The following is a 25281-nucleotide window of genomic DNA, read 5'->3' as shown; positions in this document are numbered from 1 at the left end:
ATGGCAACAGTCATTTCCAAGACCGCCCTCAAAGGGCTGGTTTGGCTCAAGCGGGGCGCCGACATGGTCGGCGTCCTGTTCTTCCTTGCGACCTTTTCGGGCTTCATCGTCCAGGTCTTCTTCCGCTACGCGCTCAACCAGCCGCTGGCCTGGACCGAAGAAGCGACGATGATCGCCTATATCTGGGCCGTGTTCTGGGCGGCGGCCTTCATGGTGCCGATCCGCGAACACGTGACCTTCGATGTCGTTTATGAACTCGTTTCGCCACGAACCCGGCGCATCTTCGCGCTGATCTCGATGGTGCTGCTGGTGATCGCCTTCCTGCTGCTGATCCCGGCCACGCTCGATTACATGCAGTTCCTGATGCGCAAGAAATCTCCCGTGCTGCGCTACCAGATGACCTGGGTCTATGGCTGCTATTTCATTTTCCTGATCGCGTTCTGCATCCAGGCCGGATGGCGCGCGCTCGAATTGATGCGCCCGGGATGGCGCGACCAGATCTAGGGGTCATTTCATGCTTGAAGCCTTCGCCCTGCCGATCATGATCGCCATCCTTATCGGCACAACCATTGCCGGTCTGCCGATGGGCATCGCGATGATCGTCTCCAGCATCTTCTATCTTGTGATGGCGGGCCGCGATGTCGGCCTTGCCTCCGAGCAGGTGCTCAATGGCGTGTTCGGCAATTTTGTCGCGCTCGCGGTGCCACTGTTCATCTTCGCCGCCAATATCATGAATGCCGGTCAGATCTCGGACCGCCTCCTCAAGTTCGCCCTGGCCATGGTCGGGCGGATGCCGGGCGGGCTGGCGCAGGTGAATATTCTGACGAGCCTCATTTTCTCGGGCATGAGCGGCAGCGCGGTCTCCGACGTGGCCGGGGTGGGCAAGGTGCTCACCAACATGATGACCAAGGATGGCCGCTATCCGCGCGGCTTCGCCGGGGCAATCACGGCGACGTCCTCGGTGGTGGGACCGATCTTTCCGCCCTCGATCCCGATGGTGTTCTATGCCCTCATCTCATCGACCTCGGTCGGAGCGCTGTTTCTTGGGGGTGTGATCCCGGCGATCCTGATCGTCACGGTTCTTTCGATCGTCGTGATTATCGCGGCCAAGGTGCGCGGCTTCCCGATCGAGGATGCTATCCCGCTGCGCGCCTTCCCGCTGATCATCCTCAGGGCGCTGCCGCCGCTGTTCATGCCGGTCCTGCTGCTCGGGGGCATCTATTCGGGTGTGTTCACACCTACCGAGGCGGCTGCCGCTTCAGCCTTTTATGCGCTGTTGCTGGCCGTGTTCGGATATCGTGCGCTCGGTGCCCGCAAGCTCTACGAGGTCACGCTTTCCTCGGTCAAGACGACCGCCGTTGTAACGCTGGTTCTGTGCGGCGCCTTCATCTTCAATTATGTGGTGACGGTCGAGCGGGTCCCGCTGGCAGTGTTCAACTTCTTCGACCAGCTCGATCTGAGCGTCATTGCCTTCCTGCTGCTGATCAACCTGCTCTATCTGATCCTTGGATGTTTCCTCGACGTCTCCACGATCATGCTGGTGATCACACCGCTGTTCATCCCGACCGCCGCGGCGCTCGGCATCGATCTGCACCATTTCGGCATCATGGTCGTGTTCAACATGATGATCGGGCTGATCACGCCGCCCTACGGGATATTACTGTTCATCATCAAGGCGCTTAACGGGATACCGCTCGGGGAGATGATCCGCGAGATCTGGCTGTTCGTCGGGGTGTTGGTGGCGCTGTTGATGGTGATCACCTTCGTGCCTGAACTCAGCCTGTGGCTGCCCCGCGCGGCCGGGTTGATCGGCTGACCCAGAAGCCCCCGCGCGACCTGCCCGTCGCGCAATGAGAAAGGGACCGCGGCATGCGCCACGGTCCCTTTCCTTTGTCCGGTTGCTGACGGAAGGGATCAGCCGACCGGGAATGCCTCTTCAATCGCGTCGCACAGGCAGTGGATGAAGAACAGGTGCGCTTCCTGCACGCGGGCGGTGCCGAAATCCCCGACGACCAGCGCATGGGTAGCGAGTTCGGCGATACCGCCAGGCTTGCCAAGCAGGGCGACGGTGGGGACGCCCTTCTCACGTGCCATTTGCACGGTGCGCACAACATTGGCCGATGTACCGCTTGTCGAGAGCGCCAGCAGCAGGTCGCCGGGTTGAGCCAGCGCCTCGAAAGGCCGGGCGAAGACGTCGAGCCAATCGAAATCATTGGCGATGCAGGTCATCTGGCCGGTGTCACCGCCCAGCCAGATGGCGGGCAAGGGTGCGCGGTTGAATTTGTAGCGTCCGACCAGCTCGGTGACGAAATGCTGCCCCTCAGCGGCGCTGCCGCCATTGCCGCAGACGAGAATGCGCCCGCCGGATTTGAGCGTTTCGACCATGGCCTGACCGGCCGCCTCAAGCGTTGGCTCGAGACGGGCCACAGCGTCAAAGGTTTCGCGGACGGCTTCAAGTTGCGTTTTCATAGATCTCCCTGAGGCGGTTTCATCGAGTGGCGTTTGCGGCAACGGCCAGCGCGGCGACATCGCCAATGGCCGGCCCGAACTGGCTCAGAACGACATTGCAGCGCTGAGCCAAGGCGGGCAGCGCTTCACGAGCGATAGCGGCGCGCATCGGGGCGAGAAGCGGTTCACCGATCCGTTCTGCAAGGCCGCCGAGAATGACGCGCTCAGGCGCCAATAGATCGATCAGTTGGGCAATCGCGCGGCCCAGTGCCTCGCCAGACCGGGCAATGGACCGGATCGCCAGCACCTCGCCGGCGCGGGCCCGTTCGGCAAGCTCTTTTGCCGAGGATACCGATCCAAGATCATCCGGGTGATCGTGGCGGGCAAGGGCGGCGAGGCCAGCCCCGCTGGCGTAACCTTCAAGCGAACCGGGCTTGCCGTAGAGTTCGGGACCGGTCTCGGCAATGCGCCAATGGCCGATCTCGCCGGCGGCATTGACGTGGCCGCGCAACAGGCGACCATCGGCGATGATGCCGGCGCCGATGCCGGTGCCCAGGGTCAGGAAAACGAGATTGTCCGCCCCCTGCCCTGCACCGAATTTCCATTCGGCCAGGGCGCCCGCCTTGGCGTCGTGTTCGACCGCGACGGGACGGCCCAGCGCCGACAATTCGGCAGGCAGATCGACCCGGTCCCAACCGGGCAGATGGGGCGGCCCCAGCACCAGGCCTTTTTGCGCATCGACAGGGCCGCCAACCGAGACGCCACAGCCCTGAATATCAGGATAGCGGCCCAGCATATCGAGCGCGCCCAGCCGAATATCATCGAGCATCTTATCCCGGCCGTGACCTGAATCAGACCCGATCTCGGCACGCGCGATGACCTCGCCGGATTCGGTGCCGACGATGAAGGCGGTCTTGGTGCCGCCAATGTCGATGCCCAGAAGGCTGGCGCGGTTTGCACTCACGGCTACATCACCGCGCCGATCTGCCAGGGCACGAACTCGACGCCGCCAAAGCCGAGCTGTTCGCTCTTGGTGCGTTCGCCCGAGGCCACGCGCAGGATCAGGTCGACGATCTCGCGGGCCTTGTCGTCCTGGGTGACACCATCGGTGACGATGTCCCCGCAATTGATGTCCATGTCCTCGCTCATCCGCTGATACATGTCGGAATTTGTCGCAAGCTTGATGCCGGGGGTTGGCTGATAGCCCGACACCGAGCCACGACCCGTGGTAAAGGCGATGAGATTGGCACCCGAAGCGACCTGGCCGGTGACCGAACAGGGGTCGTAGCCGGGGCTGTCCATATAGACGAAGCCATGGGTATCGATGGGTTCGGCGAACTTGTAGACGCCCGATAGCGGCGCGGAACCGCCCTTGGCGACGGCGCCGAGGGATTTTTCGAGAATGGTGGTCAGCCCGCCGCGCTTGTTACCGGGGGACGGGTTGTTGTCCATCTCGCCGCCATTGCGGGCGGTGTAGTCCTCCCACCAGGTGACCCGTTCGATGAGCTTGCGACCGACTTCCTCATTGACCGCGCGACGGGTCAGGAGGTGTTCGGCACCATAGATCTCGGGTGTTTCGGAAAGGATGGTGGTCGCGCCCATACCGACCAGCAGGTCGGAGGCGCGGCCAAGAGCGGGATTGGCGGTGATGCCGGAATAGCCGTCCGACCCGCCGCACTGCATGCCCAGGATGATTTCGGAGGCCGGGCACGGCGTGCGCTCGGCCTTTGCGGCGATCTCCGCCATCTCCTCGAGCACGGCAAGGCCCTTATCGATGGTCTTGCGGGTACCGCCGGACTGCTGGATGGTCATGTAGCGGAAGGTATCGCTGTCCTTGAGACGCCCGCGGCCCATCAGGTCGGGGATCTGCATGACCTCGCAGCCGAGGCCGACCATCAGGATGCCGGCGAAATTGGGGTGACGGGCGTAACCGGCGAGCGTGCGGAACAGGGTGTCGTAACCCTCATCCTTGCCGGACATGCCGCAACCGGTGCTGTGAACAATGGGCACGATGCCGTCGATACCGGGAAAACGCTCAAGCAGGCCGGATTTGATGGCAGCATCGGCGATGAAACGGGCAACGCTGCCCGAACAATTCACCGAGGTGAGGATGCCGAGATAATTGCGCGTGCCCACGCGCCCGTCAGGGCGGCGATAACCCATGAACTGCGGAATTTCGGCGGGTGCTTCCGCCGGGCGCAGATCCGTCGCAAACGCATAGTCGCGGTCGTGTTCGCCCATGCCGAGATTGTGCGAATGGATGTGATCACCAACGGAAATCGCTTCGGTCGCCTCGCCGATGATCTGGCCATAACGAATGACGCGGTCACCAACAGCATGGGGCACGACGGCGATCTTATGCCCGGATTTGACGGGTTTGATCAGCGGCCCTTCAAGGCCGTCGACGATCTCGCCTTCTTTCAGATCGGCCAGGGCGATGATGACGGTATCGTCAGGGTGAAGGCGGATGGTCCGGTTTGAAGCGTTTGACATGATTCCTCTTGGAAACGCGTCGAGATACGGCTTGACGCCCTATCTGGAATGACTAACATGTTAGTATGAATAGAGCGATTGGAACCGCAAGGCAAGACCGCATGGCGAGCCAGGTGAAAGACGCATCGGAAGACGGGGTCGCTGGAAGCGACCCGGCGCTTGTGGGTGAGATAACGGCCGTCCTGCCGCTGGAACCGCTCTCCACGTTCGAGGGTTCGCTGACCAACAAGGTCTATCTGTGTCTCAAGGACGCGATCCTGCGGCTCAGGCTCTTGCCGGGGACGCCGATCTCGAAGCCGGCCCTTTGCGATCAGCTCGGCGTATCGCGCGCACCGGTTTCCGAGGCGCTGGCGCGGCTCTCCTTCGACGGGTTGGTGGATATCGTGCCGCAAGCCGGCAGCTTCGTTTCCAAATTCTCGCGCGACGAAATCCGCGAAGGCGTTTTCCTGCGCGAGGCGCTGGAGGTGCCGGCAATCGAACGGCTGGCCACGACCATTACACCGGATCAGCTTAGGGCCCTCAAGCGCAGCCTGGCGCTGCAAAAGCTTTTGGCGGACGACGGCGATTTCGACGGCTTCTACAAGGCCGATGCCGATATGCACCGGCAGATGCTCGGGTTTGTGGGCTTCCCCCGCCTTGTCAGTATGGCGGAATCCGCGACCCATCTGATCGAGCGTGCGCGCCGGCGGTTGCTGCCCACACCGGGCCGAGCCAGCGACACGCTGGAAGAGCACCGGGCGATTATTGCCGCGCTCGAAGCCGGAGACCCAAAGGCCGCCGGAGAGGCTGCGCGGGTCCATATCCGGCACCTGATCACCAAGCTGGACCAGTTCGAACTCACAAATGGAGAGAACGCGTGAAGGCATCCGATCCCGTCACCTTGAGATCAAAGGGGCGCGGCGCCGTTGCGCTGACCCGTATGGGGTTTGGCGGCGCGCCGCTCGGCAATCTCTATCGCCGGATCGAAGAGGCCGATGCGCAGGCTGCGCTCGACGCCGCCTATGCAGGTGGGGTCAGGTATTTCGATACTGCCCCGCAATATGGGCTTGGGCTCTCGGAAATGCGGTTCGGCAAGGCGATTTCCCGGTTCGGCAGGGAGAAGATCACGCTGTCGACCAAGGTCGGGCGCCTTCTGGAAGACTGCAGTCCCGCGGAGGTTTCAAAGACCGGCTTTGTCGACGTTCCGCAAAAGCGGATCGTTTATGACTACAGCTATGACGGGGTGATGCGCAGCCACGAAGCCAGCCTGCACCGCCTCGGGGTCGACAGCGTCGATATCCTGCTCGTGCATGATGTCGATGCCTTCACCCATGGCAGCCGCGAGGCCAGCGACCAGCGGGTTCGGGAATTGTTCGATCTCGGCGGATTCCGCGCGCTCGATGAATTGCGGGCAGCGGGCACGGTCAAGGCGATCGGTGCCGGGGTCAATGAATGGGAAGTGTGCGAAAAGCTGCTGGGGCTCGGGGACTTTGACGGGTTCCTGCTGGCCGGGCGCTACACGCTTCTGGAACAGGAGGCGCTCAACAGCTTCTTGCCGCTTTGCGAAAAGCGCGATGTCGGGATCATTCTTGGCGGGCCCTACAATTCGGGGATTTTGGCGACGGGCGCCGTTGAAGGCGCGCGGTACAATTATGAGCCTGCACCCGAACCGATCCTTGCGCGTGTCCGGCAGATCGAAGCCGTGTGTACCGCCCATGAGGTCAGGCTGATCGAGGCGGCGCTGCAATTCGTGCTCGGCCACTCGGCGGTCAAGACGGTGATTCCGGGCGCCGCGAATGCGGGCGAGGTCGAGGCCAATATCGCGCTGATGGACAAGCCGGTGCCTGCAGCGCTGTGGGCGGATCTGAAATCCCAAGGGTTGCTGCGCGAGGACGCGCCGACACCGGGAGACGCCTGATGCTGCGCAACATCGACCCCCTGCTCTCACCGGAATTGCTACGCGTGTTGCGCGCCATGGGACATGGCGACGAGATCGTGATCGCAGACGCCAATTTCCCCGGCGAGGCGATGGCGCGCGAATTGATCCGCCTCGACGGGATCGATGCACCACGCGTTGCGAAGGCTGTTCTGAGCGTCATGCCGCTCGACAGCTTTGTCGAGGACCGCGCGGTTTCGATGCAAGTTGTCGGCGATCCCGAGGCGCTGCCGCCGGTTGTTGCCGGGTTCCAGCAAATTGTCGATGGCATTGCAGACAATCCCGCTCCCATCGTTTCGCTCGAGCGCTTCGCCTTTTACGAGCGTGCCAAGCAGGCCTTTGCCGTCATCCAGACCGGCGAAACCCGGGTCTATGGCAATCTGATCGTCAAAAAGGGCGTGATCTCGCCGGTGGCCGATGGCTGAGACCGCCGAACGGATCGACGCTCACCAGCATTTCTGGCGCCTCGAGCGAGGCGATTATGGCTGGCTGACGCCGGAATTCGGTCCGATCTACCGCGATTTCGGGCCCGACGACCTGGCGCCACTGCTCAAGCAGCACGGGATAGCCGGGACGGTGCTGGTGCAGGCGGCGCCGACTGACGCGGAAACCGACTATCTGCTCGGTATTGCCGACGGGAACGACATGGTGCGCGGTGTCGTGGGCTGGGTCGACTTCGAAGCCGAGGATGCCGTCGAGCGCCTCCGCGACCTCGCCCGGCATCCGAAATTCGTGGGTGTCCGCCCGATGATCCAGGACATTCCGGCCGAAGACTGGATGCTCAACCCCGCTTTCGCGCCGGTGTTCGAGGCGATCGCCGAACTCGGGCTGGTGTTTGATGCGCTGGTCCTCCCCCGCCACCTCACCCATCTCGACACGCTGATCAAACGCCACCCTCAGATGACGGTGGTGATCGACCACGGCGCAAAGCCCGAAATCGCGACCGGACGCCTCGATGTCTGGGCCACGGACATGGTGCGGCTGGCCGCACATGAGAATTGCCACTGCAAGCTCTCGGGGTTCGTCACCGAGGCGGGCGAGGACTGGAATGTCGAACAGCTCGCGCCCTATGTGGCGCATATTCTTTCGGTTTTCGGGCCTGAGCGGGTGATATGGGGCAGCGACTGGCCGGTCATGACGCTCGCGGCAGCTTATGAGGACTGGGTGACGGCAACCGACGTGCTGATTGCAGGCCTTCACGCAGCAGAACGCGCGGCGGTGCTGGGCGGCAATGCGCGCCGCGTCTACAAACTCGAGAATGGAGGCCGGCATGACTGATCTGGCACCGGATGGAACCTATGTCGGCCGCGTCGAGCGGCCCGGGATCGGGCCAAGCCTCGTGGCGTTGCGCGACGGGCGGGTGATCGACATCACCAGCCGCGATGCGCCGACCATGCGCGATTTGCTGGAGCGTGAAGACCGGCTCGCCTATCTCGCGCAGCGAGAAGGAGAAGACCTCGGCTCGCTCGAAGAGATCAACGCCAACACGCTCAATGGCAGCGCCCCGCACTGGCTGGCGCCGTGCGATTTCCAGGCGATCAAGGCCTGCGGGGTGACCTTTGCCGGCTCGATGGTCGAACGCGTCATCGAGGAACGGGCAGCGGGTTCTGCGGCCGAAGCCGATGCGATCCGCCAGCGGATCGGGACCGCAATCGGTGCGAGCCTGCGCGACATCGTGCCGGGGTCGGAGGCCGCGGCAGAGGTCAAGGCCGCGCTGATCGCAGAGGGGCTATGGAGCCAGTATCTCGAAGTCGGCATCGGCCCTGACGCGGAAGTGTTCTCGAAAGCCCAGGTCCTGTCCTCGGTGGGCTGGGGCGCGGAGATCGGGCTGCACCCGGTCTCGACCTGGAACAATCCCGAACCCGAAGTGGTGCTGGCCGTGACCTCGCAAGGTGAAATCGTGGGCGCAACGCTGGGCAATGACGTCAATCTGCGCGATGTCGAGGGACGCTCGGCGCTGCTGCTCTCCAAGGCCAAGGACAACAACGCCTCCTGCGCGATCGGGCCTATGATCCGGCTGTTCGACGCCAGCTATTCGCTCGACGATGTGCGACAGGCGGAACTGCATCTCAGGGTCGAAGGCGAAGACGGGTTCGTGCTGGACGGACGGTCCTCGATGAGCCAGATCAGCCGCGACCCGGAAGACCTTGTGCGCCAGACCATTGGCCGCCACCATCAATATCCCGACGGGTTGATGCTGTTTCTCGGCACGCTGTTCGCCCCGACCCAGGACCGGGATGTGCCCGGCGAAGGGTTTACGCACAAACGGGGTGACAAAGTCACGATTTCCGCGCCCGGCATGGGCGCACTCACCAACACCGTGCGGCTGAGCACCGAGTGCGCGCCGTGGAGCTTTGGTGCCACGGCGCTGATGCGCAATCTCGCCAGCCGCGACCTGATCTGAAGGAGCTCGACCATGCTCAAAGGCAAACATCTGATCGCCGGTGAATGGACCGGCTCGTCCGAAACCTTCGCCTCCGAACCGGCCAGCGGGGAACCGAACACCTTCGCGGCCGCCACGCCCGAACTGGTGGACGCGGCAGCGAAGGCCGCCGAAGAGGCGTTCTGGACGTTCGGCTATTCGAGCCGGGCCGAGCGCGCGGCGTTCCTTGACAGCATTGCCGACGAGATCGAAGCGCGCGGGGCCGAGATTACCGAGATCGGCAGCGCCGAGACCGGTTTGCCCGCCGCGCGGCTCGAAGGGGAGCGCGGCCGCACCACCGGTCAGCTTCGCCTTTTTGCCCGGCATATCGAGAAAGGCGACTATCTCGACCGCCGGCATGACGAGGCCCTCCCCGACCGTCAGCCGCTGCCGCGCCCCGATATCCGGCTGATGCAGCGCCCGATCGGTCCGGTCGCGGTGTTCGGCGCCTCGAACTTCCCGCTGGCGTTTTCGGTCGCGGGCGGGGATACCGCCTCGGCCCTGGCCGCGGGCTGCCCCGTGGTCGTGAAAGGCCATTCCGCCCATCCGGGCACCGGGGAACTGGTGGCGCAGGCCATCGATGCGGCGATCAGGACCCATGATCTGCATCCCGGCGTCTTCTCGCTGGTGCAGGGCGGCAACCGGGCCGCGGGCCAGGCATTGGTCCAGCACAAGCTGATCAGGGCCGTCGGGTTCACCGGCAGCCTGGGCGGCGGGCGGGCGCTGTTCGATCTGTGTGCAAGCCGGCCCGAACCGATCCCCTTTTTCGGCGAGTTGGGTTCGGTCAATCCGATGTTCCTTCTGCCCGAGGCCGTTGCCGCGCGCGGCGCCGAGATCGGCAAGGGCTGGGCGGCGTCGCTGACCATGGGCGCAGGCCAGTTCTGCACCAATCCCGGCATTGCCGTGATCATCGAGGGTGCCGAGGCGGATGCCTTTGCCAGCGCCGCCACCGAGGCGCTGGGCGAAGTCGGGGCGCAGACCATGCTGACCGGCGGTATCGCCGAGGCCTATCAGTCCGGCATCCGCCGGGTCGAAGGCAGCGCCGGTGTGCGCTCGCTGCTCACCACCTCCTGCCAGGCGCGGGAGGCCACGCCCTATCTGTTCGAGGTCAGTGGCAAGGACTGGCTTGCCAATGCGGCTCTGGGTGAAGAGGTGTTCGGGCCGCTCGGCCTGATCGTCAAAGCTGCGGATGCCGACGAGATGCTGGCCATTGCACACTCGCTCGAAGGCCAGCTCACCTGCAGCCTGCATATGGATGATGGCGACACCGATCTCGCCCGCACGCTGATGCCGGTCATCGAGCGCAAGGCCGGGCGGCTGCTGGCGAACGGTTTCCCCACCGGCGTCGAAGTGTGTGACGCGATGGTGCATGGCGGCCCCTACCCCGCCTCGACCAACTTTGGCGCCACCTCCGTCGGCACCATGGCCATCCGCCGCTTCCTGCGCCCGGTCAGCTACCAGAACATGCCGACAGCGCTGCTCGACCCAGACCTCATGGAAATGGAGTAGACGATGGCAGGCGCACTCGGCTGGGGCATTCTGGCAACGGGCGGGATTGCCCACTCCGTTGCCGGCGATCTGAAGCTTGCCGGTTGCCGGATCGCGGCGGTCGGGTCTCGCAACGTAGGAAATGCCAAGGCGTTCGCCCGCGAGTTCGGTGTGCCAAAGGCGCATGGCGCATACGAGGCGCTGGTGGCCGACCCGGATGTCGATATCGTCTACGTGGCAACCCCGCACCCCATGCATGCGGACAATGCCAGGCTTGCGCTTGAAGCCGGCAAGCATGTGCTGGTCGAAAAGGCCTTCACACTGAATGCGGGTGAAGCGCGGGAAATCGTTGACCTCGCACGGGAGAAAAACCTCCTCATCATGGAGGCGATGTGGTCTCGGTTTCTGCCGCATATGCGGGCGGCCCGCGAACTGATTGCCCAGGGCGGGCTTGGCACAGTACGGCGGTTCCATGCAGAACACGTGCAGGCCTTACCGGAAGATCCGGCGCACCGGCTCAACGCACCGGAGCTAGGCGGCGGGGCGCTGCTTGACCTTGGCGTCTATCCGATTTCGCTGTCCTGGTATCTGCTCGGCCAGCCGGTCGCGATGCAGGCTTCGGCCAGGATGGGACCGACAGGGGTCGACAAGGAAGTGACAATCGTCACCCGGCATGCCGGCGATGCGGTCGCCACCCATACCAGCGCCAGCGACATCAAGGGCGCCAACCGCGCCACCATCACCGGGTCGGAAGGCCGGATGGAAATGGACGGTGTCTGGTACGCACCCTCACGGCTGCACCTTTATGACCGCCAGGGTGAATTCATCGAAACCCGGGAGTATCCGGTTGAAGGCCGGGGCCGGCAATTCCAGGCGCTCGAAATGGAATCGCTGATCGAACTCGGCGAGATCGCCTCCCCGATCATGCCGCCCGAGGAATCGGTGGCGATCATGGCGCTGATGGATGATGTGCGGGCTCGCATCGGCCTTGTCTATCCGCAGGAAGCAGGGGCCGGGCGCGGCTGAGCGTCCTCACCACTGGCGGCGGCGCCCTTTCTCGGCCTATGGTGCAAAAACAAGGCGTTGCGGCCCTTGCCCACGCCTCACCATGCGGCTGAAAGGGGACAGGTTTGAGCGAATATGCGAGCGATTTCGGCGGGCTGCCGCCTCAGACCCGGCTGCTGACGGACCGGGCGCATTTCACCACCGCCTATGCCGTGATTCCCAAGGGTGTGCTGCGCGATATCGTGACCAGCAACCTGCCGCACTGGCACGACACCCGCGCGTGGATCATTGCCCGCCCGATGACCGGCTTTGCCGAGACCTTCAGCCAGTATCTGATGGAAGTCGCCCCAGGGGGCGGCAGCGCCTATCCCGAACCGGACGAAGGCGCCGAAGGCGTGTTGTTCGTTGTCAAAGGCGCCGTGTCGCTGAGGCTTGGCGAAGCCACGCACAATCTCGAACCCGGCGGCTATGCCTATCTGCCGCCCGGGATGAAGTGGACGCTCGAAAACGAGGCCGATACGCCGGCGCTGTTCCACTGGATTCGCAAACGCTATGAGGCGGTCGAAGGAATCGATCTGCCCGAGGCCTTCGTGACCCGCGAGCAAGACATTGCCCCGATTGCCATGCCCGACACCGAGGGCCGCTGGGCGACCACGCGGTTTGTCGAGCCGGGTGACATGCGCCACGACATGCATGTGAACATCGTAACGCTCGAGCCAGGCGGCACGATCCCTTTCGCCGAAACCCATGTGATGGAACACGGGCTGTTCGTTCTGACCGGCAAGGCGGTTTATCACCTCAACCAGGACTGGGTGGAGGTCGAGGCCGGCGACTTCATGTGGCTCAGGGCGTTTTGCCCCCAGGCCTGCTATGCGGGCGGGCCGGGCCAGTTCCGATATCTGCTTTACAAGGACGTCAACCGGCACCCCAAACTGACGCTGGGCTAATTGCCGATCAAGCCCGCAAGGCGGCAATGCCGGCCGTGATCAATCCACCAAGCTTCATGGTTGCCTCCCTGAGGAACATGCTCGTTGAACGCCAGATGCAGTAACTCCACAACTCAACCGTCACGCTCACAGTGACACCACATCGTCTCTGTGATATCGGGTTTCCCAGGTCGAACGGGAAAAGCTGGATGAACGAAAGCGGACAACGCACAGCGGCCGGCGGCTTTCGTAGCGCCACACGGCAGTTGCGGGGACGCCTGCCCTCGCTTTCCGATTCAGAGAAGCGGGTTGCACTTTGGGTGCTGGAGAATGTGCCTGACGTGCTCAGGCAGTCGATGTCCGCCATTGCCCGGACCAACAATGTCAGCGATACCACGGTGCTGCGCATGTGCCGGACAGCCGGCTTTAACGGCTTTACGGACCTGAAACTGGCGCTGGCCGCCGACCCGGAAGCAGGTGCTGCGGCCACAGCGGCGGATGGCGCCCCGGATGGCGATATCGAGCGGGCGCGGCGGGTCTTTCGCGGCCATTATGAAGCGCTGAACGACACGGCTGCGGCGCTCGATGAAGCCGGCTTTACCAGCGCCATCGATATGCTGACCTCGGCCAAGCACATTCTTGTGGGCGGCATTGGCGGCTCGGGGATCGTCGCGCAGGCGCTCTATCAGCGTTGCTATCGCCTGGGCATGCGGTGCGACGCACCGATCGACAACCAACTCCAGTTGATGCACGCCTCACTGCTGGAGCCAGGCGACCTGGTGGTCGCCATCTCCTATTCAGGGATCACCAGCGACCCGATTCTGCTGCTCGAAGAAGCGCGGCGGCAGGGAGCGGCGACCCTTTGCATTACGGGCAATCAGCGCTCGCCGCTGGCGAAGCTCGCGGACACCGTCTTGATCAGCGTTTCACATGAGCCGGGCAGCGAACCGATGGCCGCGCAGGTGGCCCAATTGACGCTTGTCGACGCGCTCTATAGCGCCATCGCCGCCCGCAATGCAGAAAACACGCAGCGCACCGAAGAGCGCATGGTCAACGCCATCCTGCCCAAATCCATCCGATAGCCCCTATCCGCCAAAGAGAACGCCGGTGGTCACCGGGATTTGCACCATGCGACGGTCCAAAAAGCGCTGGCGGTCGCGGAGGCCGCGGTTGTGCACAACAGATCGATCAGCCGCAGAATTGTGGAACTGGCCCTTGCCCTTGATCCCGGCCCTGGGGCCCTGGCCCACGCAATATCGGCGCGTTCAAGGATGCGGCACGCAAGGTGCCGGCACCTGGACGAACCATACTCCGCGCAGAAAGCGAGTACGGCCAGCTGTCGTGTTACTTAACAAATCGGTTCAAGAAACGGACACAGCGCATGTGAATTCTGCTGCGGCGCATTAGAATAATTTTCTGCCTACAGCAAGAAAATAGGCTGCTTTTTCGCTAATTGCCTAAGAATTAGGAGTTAACTGTCTTCAATGGCAAGGAAATTGACACGGCGATTGCGTGTTGCCTTTCAATTCCAACTTAATTATCTGTTAACCGCGCGCGCCGGGGTCCGACCAATTGTGAAGGCCTCTCACGCGCACCGGAACACGTTCAAGCGGGAAAGCGTGCGCCGGAATTGAGGAACGCAATTTGACTGGACGTGCGCAAGGCGGCCGATCGCCGTCCGGCACTTCTGACTGGCGGACAGGCGAGGCGTCCGCGAGTGGCAGGAATGACGCCATGAACCCGAGTTCGACCCGTAACGTCGACACACATGACCGGTCTTGCGGATTCTGGCCCGCGTTGCGATGCGTCGCGATGCGCCGGGCTTCCGCTCGCACAGAACCTTCACGGCAGAGGGCTCAGGCACCGTCTCGATACGGCGCCGTATCCGGAGATGGAGCCATGCCAGCGAGTCCCTAGCCGTTCGACCGGTGAACCAACCGGCAAAACCTCACCATCAACGGGCGTTCGAGGGAACGCCGAAACCTGAACACACCGGCGCAATGAGTTGGCGCCGAAGCGAGCCTGCGTGCTGCGCGGCCGCCTTATACCCGGTAAAGCAAATGCGTAAGATCATGATCCTTGGTGGAGACGGCTTCTGTGGCTGGCCCACGGCTCTGCACCTTTCCGCCAGGGGTGACGACGTCACCATTCTTGACAATTTCTCGCGGCGTGACATCGATGCCGAACTCGGCATTCAGAGCCTGACCCCGATCGCCGAGCCGGACGACCGGATCGCCGCCTGGGAAGAAGTATCAGGACGGCGCCTCAAAATGGTAAGGCTCGATATCGCCCGCGAACCCGACCGGCTCATGGGGTTGCTCGATGTGGCTCGGCCCGATGTGATCGTGCATTTTGCCGAGCAGCGCGCCGCGCCCTATTCCATGCGGTCTGCCGATCACAAGCGCTATACCGTCGATAATAATGTCAGCGGTACCCACAATCTGCTGGCAACGCTCGCCGCGCTCGAACTCGAGACCCATCTGGTGCATCTGGGCACGATGGGGGTCTATGGCTATGACGGTGATGGGCTCGAAATTCCCGAAGGCTATCTCGATGTCACGGTGAAAGACCGCGACGGGCGTCAGTTCGACCGGTCGGTGCTGTATCCGACCCGTCCGGGCAGCGTCTATCACCTGACCAAATCCATCGATCAGCTGCTGTTCCAGTTCTATGCACAAAATGACGGACTGAAGATCACTGACCTCCACCAGGGGATCGTGTGGGGCACTCAGACCGAGCAGACCCGGCTGCACCCGGCCCTCATCAACCGGTTCGATTATGACGGCGATTACGGGACCGTGCTCAACCGGTTCCTGATGCAGGCGGTTGCCGGTCACCCGTTGACCGTGCATGGGACCGGCGGGCAGACCCGCGCCTTCATCAATATCCAGGACACGGTGCACTGCGTGGCGCTCGCCATCGACAATCCGCCGAAGGGTGGCGAACGGGTAAAGATCATCAACCAGGTGGCGGAAGTGCATCGCGTGCGCGACCTGGCGCAACTGGTGGCCGAGGTGACCGGCGCCGAAGTGGAGTTCGTCGACAATCCGCGCCGCGAAGCCGCCGAGAACGATCTGGCGGTTTCGAACGCCACCTTCCGGGCGCTCGGGCTCGACCCGATCCTGCTGCGCGACGCGCTGCTCGATGAGACGCTTGAGACCGCCGACAAATATCTCGATCGCCACGATCCCGACCGGATTCCGGCAACCGCCCTTTGGACGTCGGGCAACCGACCCGGGATTCCCAAGCGCGTGCCCGGTCCGCGCGAAAGGCGGAGGGCGGTGTCGTGAGAGACATCTACCGGCTGCTGCTCGTGGGCGGGCTCAGTCTCGTTATCGTCGGCGGCGCGATCCTGTATTCACGCGATTCCGGCCTTTATTCGCTGATCTCCGGCGCCGTATCGGGCCCGGCCGCCGATACACCCGCGTCGAGCACCCCGCCCACCGACCTTTCAGCGCCGCGCGAACCGCTCTCCCCTTACGGCCTGACGGTACCGCCTTTCTCGCGCACCGAATGGGTGGGGCTGGCTGGCTTTCCCGACAGCGCCGAGTTCGTCTTTCCCATCCCCGGCGCCGGAAGTTATCTGGGCGGACGGCTCGATCTCGAATTCGACGCGCAACTGGCCGACCAGGGTGATGGCCGGCTGACCATTGCGGTCAACGGCGTGCGGCGTGGCGAAATCGTGCTCAATACGGGCCGCGAGCGGCACCACGCCGAGATCGAACTGACACCATCCGACCTTCTGGGCGGTTCCGTGTCATTGGCGCTGGCGGGACAAGGAACGACCAATTCGGGGCAGATCTGCCCGGCAGACGCCGCCAATTCCGGCTCGGCCATCCGGCTGTTGCCGCAAAGCGCGCTGATGCTTTACGCCGACGCACCGCTTGACGCGGTGGACGAACGCCTGATCCGGCTTCAACGCCCGGTGACCCTGCGCCTGAGTGCCGATCTGGCCGACCAGGCAGCGGCGATCTGGGCCATGCGACGGCTGACCGCCGAGAGGATCGAGGCGACCTATTCGCTCAGCGCGGATGCGGCAGATATTGCCGTTTCAACCACCTCGGACGAGGCCGCAACGATCGAGACGACGGGCACAGTCCGTCTTTCGGCAAGCGATGGCGTCGACCGGCTGGTGGCGCTGCGCTCCGCCTCCCGGCCGGCGGCCGCGGATGCCCGCTGGCCGGTCATGATCGGCCAACTGACAGACGCCACAGGGCTCCGCGATTTCCGGGGAAGCCGGAAGTGGAACATCGACTACGATCTGGTCAACCTGCCCGATGGGGGGCTGCCGCAGGCCCTCGATTTGCGGATGAAGACGTCGGAACTCGAAGAGGATTTCGAGTGGGTGCTTCGGGTCGCACTCAACGACAACCTCATCGACACCCAGCGCTTTTCCGGAAAGAGCGAGTGGATCGATGTCAGCATTGCGCTGCCGGCCGACCTGCAGCGGCTCAACAATGAGCTCGTTATCGAGCTTGTCGATACCAGCCCGAATGAATCGATCTGCCGCGCCGGGCCGCAAGCGCAGGCGCAGCTTCTGCCGGGTTCGACGCTCGCCGGCCCGCAGCTCCCCGCCGATGGCTGGAGTGCACTGATCCGTGACCTCGGCAACGCCGATGCCATCGGTCTAGTGCTGGATGCAGCCCTGACGCCGGCACGAGCCGTGCAGGTTTCGGCCATGCTGGCGCAGGTTGTGCCGCAAGACGCGCCCGTGGTCTTTTCAGATGCGGCAGAGGCCGCCCCGGTCCGTTTGAAGGTTTCCACCGGCGCGCCTCAAGCGCCACAAGGGCGATACATCGTCTCCAACGGCACCACGCAGGCGGCGGACCGGCTGTCCCTGGTTGAGGCCGATGACCCCATGCTTGCGGACGTGTTGCCGGGAGCAGTGGTGATCGAGGTCTCGCAATAAGCCATGTCCGTGACGGCTGAACACGATTACTGGTCTGTCGACAGCGCGCCGAAGCAGCTGACCCAGCCGCTGCCGTTATGGGCGGCGCCGGCCGTTCTGGGCCTGTTCACCGTTTTCAGTTCCGGGCTGCTGCTCGCCATAACCCGGATCGAGGTGCTGGCGGCCGTGTTTCCGGCGCGCGATATCGTGTTTTCGCCGTATCTGGGCACGCATTCGATCCCGTTGCGGCTGTTCATTCTGGCCTTTTACGCCGCATTCTGCGCGATCGTGGGCGCTACGCCCCTCGCCCGCCTCCGGCTGTTGCTGGAACTGGTGATCTATTACGTCCTGGTCTGCGGCTTCTTTGACCTCATCAATGTTGCCGCGGACCGCTGGTTCGGCTTTGTCTATTCGTTGCACATCGTCGAGATCCTGTCGGGTCTGTTCGGCTTCTTCATCTTCTCGACCAAGCTGCTCGATCACGGATCGATGCCCCGACGGGCCGCAACACCACTGGGCAACCGATACAAACTCTCATCGACCGCTCGGATCGCGGTGGCCACGCTTTTGGCCATGGGCGTTTCGCTGTGGATCGACAGCCTCGATATGCTGGTTGTGCGCGACCTGCGCCAGATCGCCCTGCTGGGCGGAACGGGTCCCGGGGTGTTCCTTTTCCTGCCGGCGCTGTTCCTGATCCTCTATGTTCTTGGCACCGCGCAACTGATCTGGCGGCGCGGACGCGGCGGTATCGATCCTGTCACCGTCATCGTGCCGGCGCACAATGAATCCCATGTGCTGCCGCGCACGATGGCCGCCATCGCCGAAGCGGCTCAGGCCTATCGCGGCGAAGTGAAGGTTCTCATTCTCAACAATTGTTCGACCGATGGCACCGGAGAAACGGCGGCGACCGAACTGGCGCGATATCCCGCCCTCGCGGGCCGGGTGATCGATGTTCCCGAGCCCGGCAAGGCGCATGCCCTCAACCGGGGAATCGTCGAAACCGACACGGATTTCGTGATCCGCATCGATGCCGACACCCAGATCGGCAAACATTCGATCCGGCGGGCCATGCAGCATTTCGCCGACCCCCATGTGGGCGTGGTTGGCGGCTTGCCGCTGGCTCCCGGCGGCGGCCTGTTCGACAGGGCGCGCAATCTCGAAACCCTGCTCAAGCATGGCTACTACCAGGTGGCCTATGGCGCGGTTGACGGGATTGTCGGAGTGCCGGGCATGTTCGCGGCGTATAGAACCCGGGCCGTCCGTGCGGTCGGCGGCTTCGTGTCCGGGATGAATGGCGAAGATACCGATGCTTCGCTTCGGATCGGTGAAGCCGGTTACAGGATCGTCGGGGATCCTTCGGCCGTTTATGTTTCGGAGGTGCCGAAAACCCTGCGGCATCTGCGCGAGCAACGCATGCGCTGGTTCCGCTCGATCTACCACGTGTGTGCGCGCAACCGCGATTATCTGGACGGCCCCATGGTGTCGGCGCGCGGCAAGATCATCCTGCCCTTCATGCTGCTCAATTCGGGCCGCCGCGCCATGACGGTGCCGCTGGTGATATTCGGCGCGATCAATCTAGCGCTGCTGAACGGGGAGCCCGGGACATTGACGGTTCAGGCCGTGCTGGCGGTCATCCTTGGCGCGCCGGCAATCATGGCCGCCTTTGCCGCCCTCGCCAATGGCCGCGCATGGGCGCTGATCGGGATACCCGAATACATCGTGTTCCGCCAACTCAGGTCCTATCTGACGCTCGAGTCCCTGCTTTCGATCGCCCATGACAAGGCGGACCGGCGCGACGCCGCTTCCGATTTGGACCGGTTCAGCGTCAAACAGGACGGCTGAACCGGCACCCCCCTGCTTCATCGCGTTTGCAACCGCTCAGCCGGAATCGGATTCCGCGGATTGGTTCTCGATAAAATTTTAGCAAAAGCCAAAACCCGGCCTTGATGCAGGGGCGCTAGGCTTCTCTCGAAGGTATTGGCGCATTGTGCGCCGGGAACCATCGGGAGACCTCGATTGCGCCGACCGCTCTGGCTGTTTCTTGTCGTGTTTCTGGTGCCGCCGACCGCGCTGCATGCCAGTCTTTCCGGCAAGGCGGCCATCGTCGAGCAGGAGCCGGCAATGGAGGAGACCGCGGCTCTCAAGCATGTGAGCTGGACTGTGGACGAGCCCGACCTCCACATTCTCTGATCCGGTTCCCGCCCCTCCCCCGAAAAACTTCCGTTGTTTGTGTAGTTTGGCTGCAATCCGGGCTGGCCTCGCCACCCCGGCCCTGCAAAAATGGGCAGGTCAGCCGATGAGTCGGCTGGCGCGCCGACCCACCTTTTGAGCAGGCTGGCTCCCGACGCACCCTTTGCGGCGATTGTCTTGGAGCAGCGCTCACATCCAGTTTCCTCCTGGCTTGCCCGGTATAATGCGGGACCAAGAGGCCGGTGGTTCTGAACAGCCGACGATTTCCGCGCGCAGCACAGATTTTGCGTTGCGCTCAATCCCGGGACCGATGACGTGACGACCAATTATGCCGCCAGTGCCGCTGCCCTTTCCCGATCGCGCGCCCATGTTAAGGCGGCGGGCCTCGGGGCCGGCGCCAGCACGATCTGGCGGATCACGCGGCTTGCGCTGCGCCATCCCTTCAAGGTCGGCATTGCCTTGGGCTCGACCGTGGTGGCCGCGATCCTGCAACTCTCGATCCCGCAACTGCTGGGCATGGCCGTCGATCAGACCCAAACTATTCTGGCCGCCGACAATGCCGCCGGCGTGGCTGAAGCCGCGCTCCTGACCACGGCGCTTATCCTGCTGGCGGTGAGCATCGGGCGCGGGCTGTTCACCATGACGCAGAACTATTTCGCCGAGGCGGTGGGGCACCATACCGGTTATGAACTGCGCCTCGCCTGCTATGAGAAAATCCAGCGGCTGAGCTTCTCCTTCCACGATGCGGTGCATTCGGGCGATCTGATTACCGTCGTCATGCTCGATCTAGAAGGGGTGCGGATGTTCTTTTCGACCGGGCTGGTGCGGCTGGTGTTGTTGACCATGCTGATCGGGATCGGCGCCTATCTGCTGTTGTCGACCGACATGGTGCTGGGCCTGACCGCTCTCAGCTTCGTGCCTTTCGTCGCCTGGCGCTCACCGTTGACCCATTTGCGCCTGCGCGCGACCTGGCTCGACCTGCAGGAAAAGCTCGGCATTCTCACCAAGGTGATGGAAGAAAATCTCGGTGGTATCCGCGTCGTGCGCGCTTTCGCGGCCCAGGCCTTCGAGATGACCAAGTTCGACAAGGCTTCCAGGGCCGCGCTGGCGCTGGCCCATGACCGGGTCGGCATCCGCGTGCGCAACACGAGCGCGATGACCCTGTCCTTCTTCATCTCGATGGGGCTGGTGCTGTGGATCGGTGGCGGCAAGGTGCTGGCGGACGAGATCACGGTGGGCACTCTCGCCTCCTTTCTCACTTTCATGACCATTCTGCAGATGCCGGTGCGCCAGCTCGGCATGCTGGTCAACGCCTTCGCCCGCGCCTCGACCTGCGGCACCCGGATCTTCACCCTCCTGGATATCGACCCGGCGGTGAAGGATGGCCCCGATGCAAAGGAACTCGCGGTCGGCGATGGTACATTGCGGTTCGACGATGTTTCGTTTGCCTATCCCGCCAATCCCGAGCTCGGCGTGATCCGCAATGTCAACTTTGAGGCGCGGCGCGGCCAGACCATCGGCATTGTCGGCCCGCCGGGTAGCGGCAAGTCGACGATCGCCCATCTCATCCCGCGCTTCTATGACGTAACCGGGGGCCGGATCACGCTCGACGGGCAGGACGTCCGTGACGTGTCGCTGCAATCGCTGCGCCGGGCCGTGGCGGTTGTGCAGCAGGACAGCTTCCTGTTCACGACCTCGATCGAGAACAATATCGCCTATGGCGACCCCTGGGCGCACAATCCGCGGATCGAACGGGCCAGCGAGTTCGCGCAGCTGCACAATTACGTGCTTGGCCTGCCGCAGGGCTATGGCACGGTGGTGGGCGAGCGAGGCGTCTCGCTTTCCGGCGGGCAGCGCCAGCGCATGTCAATCGCCCGCACGCTGATGCTCAAGCCCGCCGTGATGGTGTTCGACGATTCAACCGCCGCCATCGATGCGGGAACCGAGCAGCGCATCCGTAGTGCCATGACCGAGTTCGCCAAGGACCGGGTGACGATCATCATCGCGCATCGGCTGTCCTCTCTCATGCATGCGGACGAGATCCTGTTCCTTGAAAATGGCGAAGTGGTCGAGCGCGGCACCCATACGGAATTGATCGAGAGCGGCGGGCGCTACAAGGCGCTCTACGACCTGCAGTTCCGCGATGAAGACCAGAATGACGGAGGCGCTGCCTGATGGCCGAAGAGCTTGAAGCCGAACGCCATGATGTGCGCGAAGACGGCCGCCGGCCGCCCCGCGCCGTGGTGGGCTCGCACCGGATCGAAGAAGAGATGTTCGGCCGGGCGTTCGATGGCAAGGTCATCCGGCGCATCCGGGTGTTCGTCGCGCCATACCGGGCCAAACTGGCCCTGGCCGTTGCCGCGGTGCTGCTGTTCACGGCCACCCAGCTCGTCATCCCGCTGATCATCCGCTACGCGATCGATAATGGCATGGCCGGCGGGGTGGCCGATCAGGGGCCGCTGACCCTTGCCGTGATCGCCTTTGCGATCGCGATCCTGTTCAACTTCGCGGCCAGCCTCGTCCAGGAGACCGTGGTCGGCCGCGTGGCCGAGAATGTCTTGTTCGACATTCGCCGAGCCATGTTCTCGCACCTGCAACGGGTTTCGCTCTCCTTCATGGACAAGACCGAGGTTGGCCGGCTGATGTCGCGCCTGCAGGGGGATGTCAATTCCATGCAGGAATTCCTGGAGACCTCGGTGATCTCGGTCGGGGATGTCGTACTGTTGTTCGGCATCGTGGCGGCGATGCTCTATCTCGATGTGCGGCTCGGGTTGTTGACGCTGGCCGTCTTGCCGGTGCTGTTTCTCGTTCGCATCGTCTGGCTGCCGCGCGCCCGCGCCGCCTTCATGGCCGCGCATGAATCCAATTCGGTGGCCAATGGCGCGCTGGCCGAAGCCATTCACGGTGTCCGGGCCGTGCAGAGCATGGACCGGCAGGACGTCAATTTCGCCCTGTTCGACGACAAGGCCTCGGCCAATCTGCGCGCGCATCTCACCGCAGCGAAATACGCGCAGGTCATGGTGCCGATCGTCGATACGCTGACCGGCATTGCCATGGCCATCGTCGTGGTGGTTGGCGGGTCGATGGTGCTGGGCGGCGGGCTCGATGTCGGGGTGATGGTCGCGTTCCTGTTCTATATCCAGCGCTTTTTCGACCCGATCCGCTCGCTGACCATGCAGTATTCGGTGATGCAGCGGGCCATGGCGTCGGGGCAGCGGCTGATCGCGGTGCTCGATGTCGAGGTCGCGGTCAAGGACAAGCCCGACGCCCTGACCCTGCCCGCCGATATGGATGGCAGCGTCGAGTTCCGCAATGTCACCTTTGGCTATGATCCGAAACACCCGGTACTCAAGAATGTCAGCTTTACAGTGAGGCCGGGCGAGACGGTTGCGGTTGTCGGGCCGACCGGCTCCGGCAAGTCATCGGCCATGGCGCTCGTCCACCGGTTCTACGATGTGCAGGACGGGGCGGTGCTGGTGGGTGGACATGATGTGCGCGATCTGACCCAGCAATCGCTTGGCGAAGAGATTGCCATGGTGCTGCAGGAGCCGTTCCTGTTCACGGGCACCGTGCGCGAGAACATCCGCTACAACAAGGCCGACGCCACCGACGACGCCATCGAGGAAGCGGCGCGGGCCGTGGGGGCGCATGATTTCATCATGGCACTGCCCCAGGGCTATGACACGGAACTTGGCGAACGCGGGGGGTCACTTTCGCTCGGGCAGCGGCAATTGCTCAGCTTTGCCCGGGCCCTGGTGGCGGATGCGAAAATCCTGGTGCTCGACGAGGCGACCGCGAGCATCGACAGCTATACCGAGCGCCAGATCCAGAAGGCGCTCGCGACCGTGCTCGAAGGCCGGACGGGGCTGGTGATCGCCCACCGGTTGGCGACCATTCGCGGCGCCGACCGGATCATGGTGCTGCGCGAAGGCGAGTTGATCGAAAGCGGCAATCACGAGGAGCTGATGCGGGCCGAAGGGCTTTACGCCTCGCTCTACACGCTCAACTTCTCGTCCTTCGACGACATTCCCGAAGGCCACTTCGCCACCAGCCAGTCGGATGGCGCGGGATCCCGGTCATAGGCCCCAAACGGATCAGCCCAGTTCAACCTGATAGATGCGGGCCGCGGTGCGGTGGCCAATGGCATCGGCATCATCCGCCGGCAGGGCCGAAAGGATCTCGGCTGTGACCTCGAGCCAGTTCTCGAGCCCGGTGGCCAGATTGATGACCGGCCAATCGCTGCCCCACACAATCCTGTCCGGCCCGAAAGCCTCGAGAACGTGATCGACATAGGGCCGGATGGTCTTGAGGGTCGCGGTGCCCGGCGCGCAATAGGCGAGAATGCCGGAAAGCTTGCAGGCCACATGCGGCAGGCCGGCAAGGGTATCGATATCGCCTTTCCAGGTGTCGAAATCATTCCCGGCGATGTCGGGGACCCCACAATGATTGAGCACCAGCCATTGTTCATCGCAGGCGCGGGCCAACTCGGCGGCGATGGGCAGTTGTCGTGCAAGGAAGCACATGTCGAAGGCGAGGCCCCGCGCACCGATCTTTCTGAGGTTTTTGCGGAAAGTCGCTGACCGGGACCGCTCGTCCTCGACAACATGCAGGACCCGGCGAAAGGCCTTGACCCGCATCTGACCGCATTCATCGAGCCAGGCATCGAAACCCTCATCGACTTCCGGGCGGCACGAGGCAATGACACCCCGGATGCCGTTTTTCGGATCGCGGGCCAGCTCGGTCATCATCCTTGCTTCGCGTTTGTAGTCCGCCTCATCGACCGCCGTTTCCATGAACAGGGTTCCGATGACGGGGCTGCTGGCGGCCGCGGCCTGATAGTCCGCCGTGGTGAAATCGCCTTCCGCCAGGTCTGGAATGCCTTCGGTCCACTCATAACCGAGTTTGTCGCGGTAGATCAGGTGCTGATGGGTATCGAGAAGGTCAGTCATCTGCGTTCTCCTCATTGATCCGGATCGTTTTCGACGGTCTGTTTCTGGGTGCCGAGGCCCTCGATGCCCAGTTCGATTGTGTCGCCGGGCTTGAGATAGGTCGGCGGGGTCATGCCCATGCCGACGCCGGGCGGGGTGCCGGTCGAGATCACGTCGCCCGGCTCGAGCGCCATGAACCGGCTGAGATAGGAGACGAGGTGTTTGACGCCGTAGACCATGGTTTTGGTCGAGCCGTCCTGCCGGGTCTCGCCATTCACTGTCAGCCACATCTTGAGGTCCTGCGGATCGGCGATCTCGTCCTTGGTCACCAGCCAGGGCCCGATCGGCCCGAAGTGATCCGCCGACTTGCCCTTGGTCCACTGCCCGGCCCGCTCGATCTGGAAAGCGCGTTCCGACACATCATTGGTCACGCAATAGCCGGCGACATAGTCCATCGCCTCGTCTTCGGTGATATATTTGGCGCGCTCCCCGATGATCACCGCAAGCTCGACCTCCCAGTCGGTCTTTTGCGACCCCTTGGGGATATAGACCGGATCGTTCGGCCCGCAGATCGCGGA

General features: G+C 63.4%; 22 protein-coding genes. 17 read left to right on the top strand and 5 right to left on the bottom strand.

What is annotated here, in order from left to right:
- The gene (locus G489_RS0117645; protein ID WP_081691665.1) at window positions 1-504 is read left to right on the top strand and encodes a TRAP transporter small permease; all 504 of its coding nucleotides are present in this window, start codon (window positions 1-3) and stop codon (window positions 502-504) included.
- Window positions 505-514: 10 nt separating this feature from the next.
- The gene (locus G489_RS0117640) at window positions 515-1816 is read left to right on the top strand and encodes a TRAP transporter large permease (RefSeq protein ID WP_029042624.1); all 1302 of its coding nucleotides are present in this window, start codon (window positions 515-517) and stop codon (window positions 1814-1816) included.
- A 98-nt stretch (window positions 1817-1914) separates the two neighbouring features.
- On the opposite strand, the gene G489_RS0117635 is transcribed toward G489_RS0117640, so the two are convergent.
- Genes G489_RS0117635 through G489_RS0117625 form a run of 3 tightly spaced genes read right to left on the bottom strand, consistent with a single transcriptional unit; the run spans window position 1915 to window position 4941 of the window.
- Complete coding sequence (locus G489_RS0117635; RefSeq protein WP_029042623.1) at window positions 1915-2469, bottom strand: D-sedoheptulose-7-phosphate isomerase; 555 nt, start codon at window positions 2467-2469, stop codon at window positions 1915-1917.
- Between the two features lie 19 nt (window positions 2470-2488).
- The gene (locus tag G489_RS0117630; protein ID WP_029042622.1) at window positions 2489-3412 is read right to left on the bottom strand and encodes an ROK family protein; all 924 of its coding nucleotides are present in this window, start codon (window positions 3410-3412) and stop codon (window positions 2489-2491) included.
- Window positions 3413-3414: 2 nt separating this feature from the next.
- The gene (locus G489_RS0117625) at window positions 3415-4941 is read right to left on the bottom strand and encodes a UxaA family hydrolase (protein WP_029042621.1); all 1527 of its coding nucleotides are present in this window, start codon (window positions 4939-4941) and stop codon (window positions 3415-3417) included.
- A 113-nt stretch (window positions 4942-5054) separates the two neighbouring features.
- Here G489_RS0117625 and G489_RS0117620 point away from each other — a divergent pair, with 113 nt between their 5' ends.
- The 15 genes from G489_RS0117620 to G489_RS0117545 all read left to right on the top strand — a co-directional run bounded on the left by G489_RS0117620 (window position 5055) and on the right by G489_RS0117545 (window position 23857).
- On the top strand, window positions 5055-5801 hold the full coding sequence (locus G489_RS0117620; protein WP_245578969.1) for a GntR family transcriptional regulator: 747 nt from the start codon (window positions 5055-5057) through the stop codon (window positions 5799-5801).
- A 59-nt stretch (window positions 5802-5860) separates the two neighbouring features.
- Window positions 5861-6838 (top strand): aldo/keto reductase, encoded by a 978-nt coding sequence (locus tag G489_RS0117615; protein WP_155889445.1) that lies wholly within the window; start codon window positions 5861-5863, stop codon window positions 6836-6838.
- Window positions 6838-7281, top strand: coding sequence for an RbsD/FucU family protein (locus G489_RS0117610; protein WP_029042618.1), 444 nt, complete (start codon window positions 6838-6840; stop codon window positions 7279-7281). The genes G489_RS0117615 and G489_RS0117610 overlap by 1 nt, the downstream gene beginning before the upstream one ends.
- The gene (locus G489_RS0117605) at window positions 7274-8134 is read left to right on the top strand and encodes an amidohydrolase family protein (RefSeq protein WP_029042617.1); all 861 of its coding nucleotides are present in this window, start codon (window positions 7274-7276) and stop codon (window positions 8132-8134) included. Before G489_RS0117610 ends, G489_RS0117605 begins: the two co-directional genes overlap by 8 nt.
- A complete protein-coding gene (locus G489_RS0117600; protein WP_407059838.1) occupies window positions 8127-9260 on the top strand; it encodes a fumarylacetoacetate hydrolase family protein in 1134 nt (377 codons plus the stop codon). The genes G489_RS0117605 and G489_RS0117600 overlap by 8 nt, the downstream gene beginning before the upstream one ends.
- Window positions 9261-9272: 12 nt before the next feature.
- Window positions 9273-10787 carry an aldehyde dehydrogenase (NADP(+)) gene (locus G489_RS0117595; protein WP_029042615.1) on the top strand — a complete coding sequence of 505 codons (1515 nt, stop codon included), beginning with the start codon at window positions 9273-9275 and terminating at the stop codon, window positions 10785-10787.
- Between the two features lie 3 nt (window positions 10788-10790).
- Window positions 10791-11792: a Gfo/Idh/MocA family protein gene (locus G489_RS0117590; protein ID WP_029042614.1), complete on the top strand. Its 1002-nt coding sequence runs from the start codon at window positions 10791-10793 to the stop codon at window positions 11790-11792.
- Between the two features lie 104 nt (window positions 11793-11896).
- Window positions 11897-12718 carry a bifunctional allantoicase/(S)-ureidoglycine aminohydrolase gene (locus G489_RS0117585; protein WP_029042613.1) on the top strand — a complete coding sequence of 274 codons (822 nt, stop codon included), beginning with the start codon at window positions 11897-11899 and terminating at the stop codon, window positions 12716-12718.
- Between the two features lie 188 nt (window positions 12719-12906).
- Entirely contained in the window at window positions 12907-13779 is an 873-nt protein-coding gene (locus G489_RS0117580; RefSeq protein WP_081691662.1) for a MurR/RpiR family transcriptional regulator, read from the top strand.
- A gap of 978 nt (window positions 13780-14757) precedes the next feature.
- The gene (locus G489_RS0117570; RefSeq protein ID WP_035873417.1) at window positions 14758-15987 is read left to right on the top strand and encodes an NAD-dependent epimerase/dehydratase family protein; all 1230 of its coding nucleotides are present in this window, start codon (window positions 14758-14760) and stop codon (window positions 15985-15987) included.
- Window positions 15984-17606, top strand: a complete 1623-nt coding sequence (locus G489_RS0117565) for a cellulose biosynthesis cyclic di-GMP-binding regulatory protein BcsB (protein WP_029042610.1) — start codon at window positions 15984-15986, stop codon at window positions 17604-17606. Before G489_RS0117570 ends, G489_RS0117565 begins: the two co-directional genes overlap by 4 nt.
- Before the next feature lie 3 nt (window positions 17607-17609).
- Window positions 17610-19427, top strand: a complete 1818-nt coding sequence (locus tag G489_RS21350) for a glycosyltransferase (RefSeq protein ID WP_051332799.1) — start codon at window positions 17610-17612, stop codon at window positions 19425-19427.
- Window positions 19428-19601: 174 nt separating this feature from the next.
- A complete protein-coding gene (locus G489_RS22535) occupies window positions 19602-19775 on the top strand; it encodes a hypothetical protein (RefSeq protein ID WP_155889440.1) in 174 nt (57 codons plus the stop codon).
- Between the two features lie 315 nt (window positions 19776-20090).
- Window positions 20091-21950, top strand: coding sequence for an ABC transporter ATP-binding protein (locus tag G489_RS0117550; protein ID WP_029042609.1), 1860 nt, complete (start codon window positions 20091-20093; stop codon window positions 21948-21950).
- Window positions 21950-23857, top strand: coding sequence for an ABC transporter ATP-binding protein (locus tag G489_RS0117545; protein WP_029042608.1), 1908 nt, complete (start codon window positions 21950-21952; stop codon window positions 23855-23857). Before G489_RS0117550 ends, G489_RS0117545 begins: the two co-directional genes overlap by 1 nt.
- A gap of 12 nt (window positions 23858-23869) precedes the next feature.
- Here G489_RS0117545 and G489_RS0117540 read toward each other — a convergent pair whose 3' ends face one another.
- Window positions 23870-24724 (bottom strand): amidohydrolase family protein, encoded by an 855-nt coding sequence (locus tag G489_RS0117540; RefSeq protein ID WP_029042607.1) that lies wholly within the window; start codon window positions 24722-24724, stop codon window positions 23870-23872.
- A gap of 11 nt (window positions 24725-24735) precedes the next feature.
- Window positions 24736-25281: fumarylacetoacetate hydrolase family protein (locus G489_RS0117535; protein ID WP_029042606.1), on the bottom strand; the 546-nt coding region annotated here is incomplete at its 5' end.

Source organism: Cucumibacter marinus DSM 18995 (assembly GCF_000429865.1).
Classification (GTDB): Bacteria; Pseudomonadota; Alphaproteobacteria; order Rhizobiales; family Devosiaceae; genus Cucumibacter; species Cucumibacter marinus.
The sequence above is the reverse complement of the archived record's forward strand: the minus strand, read 5'-3'. Positions and strand labels throughout refer to the sequence as shown.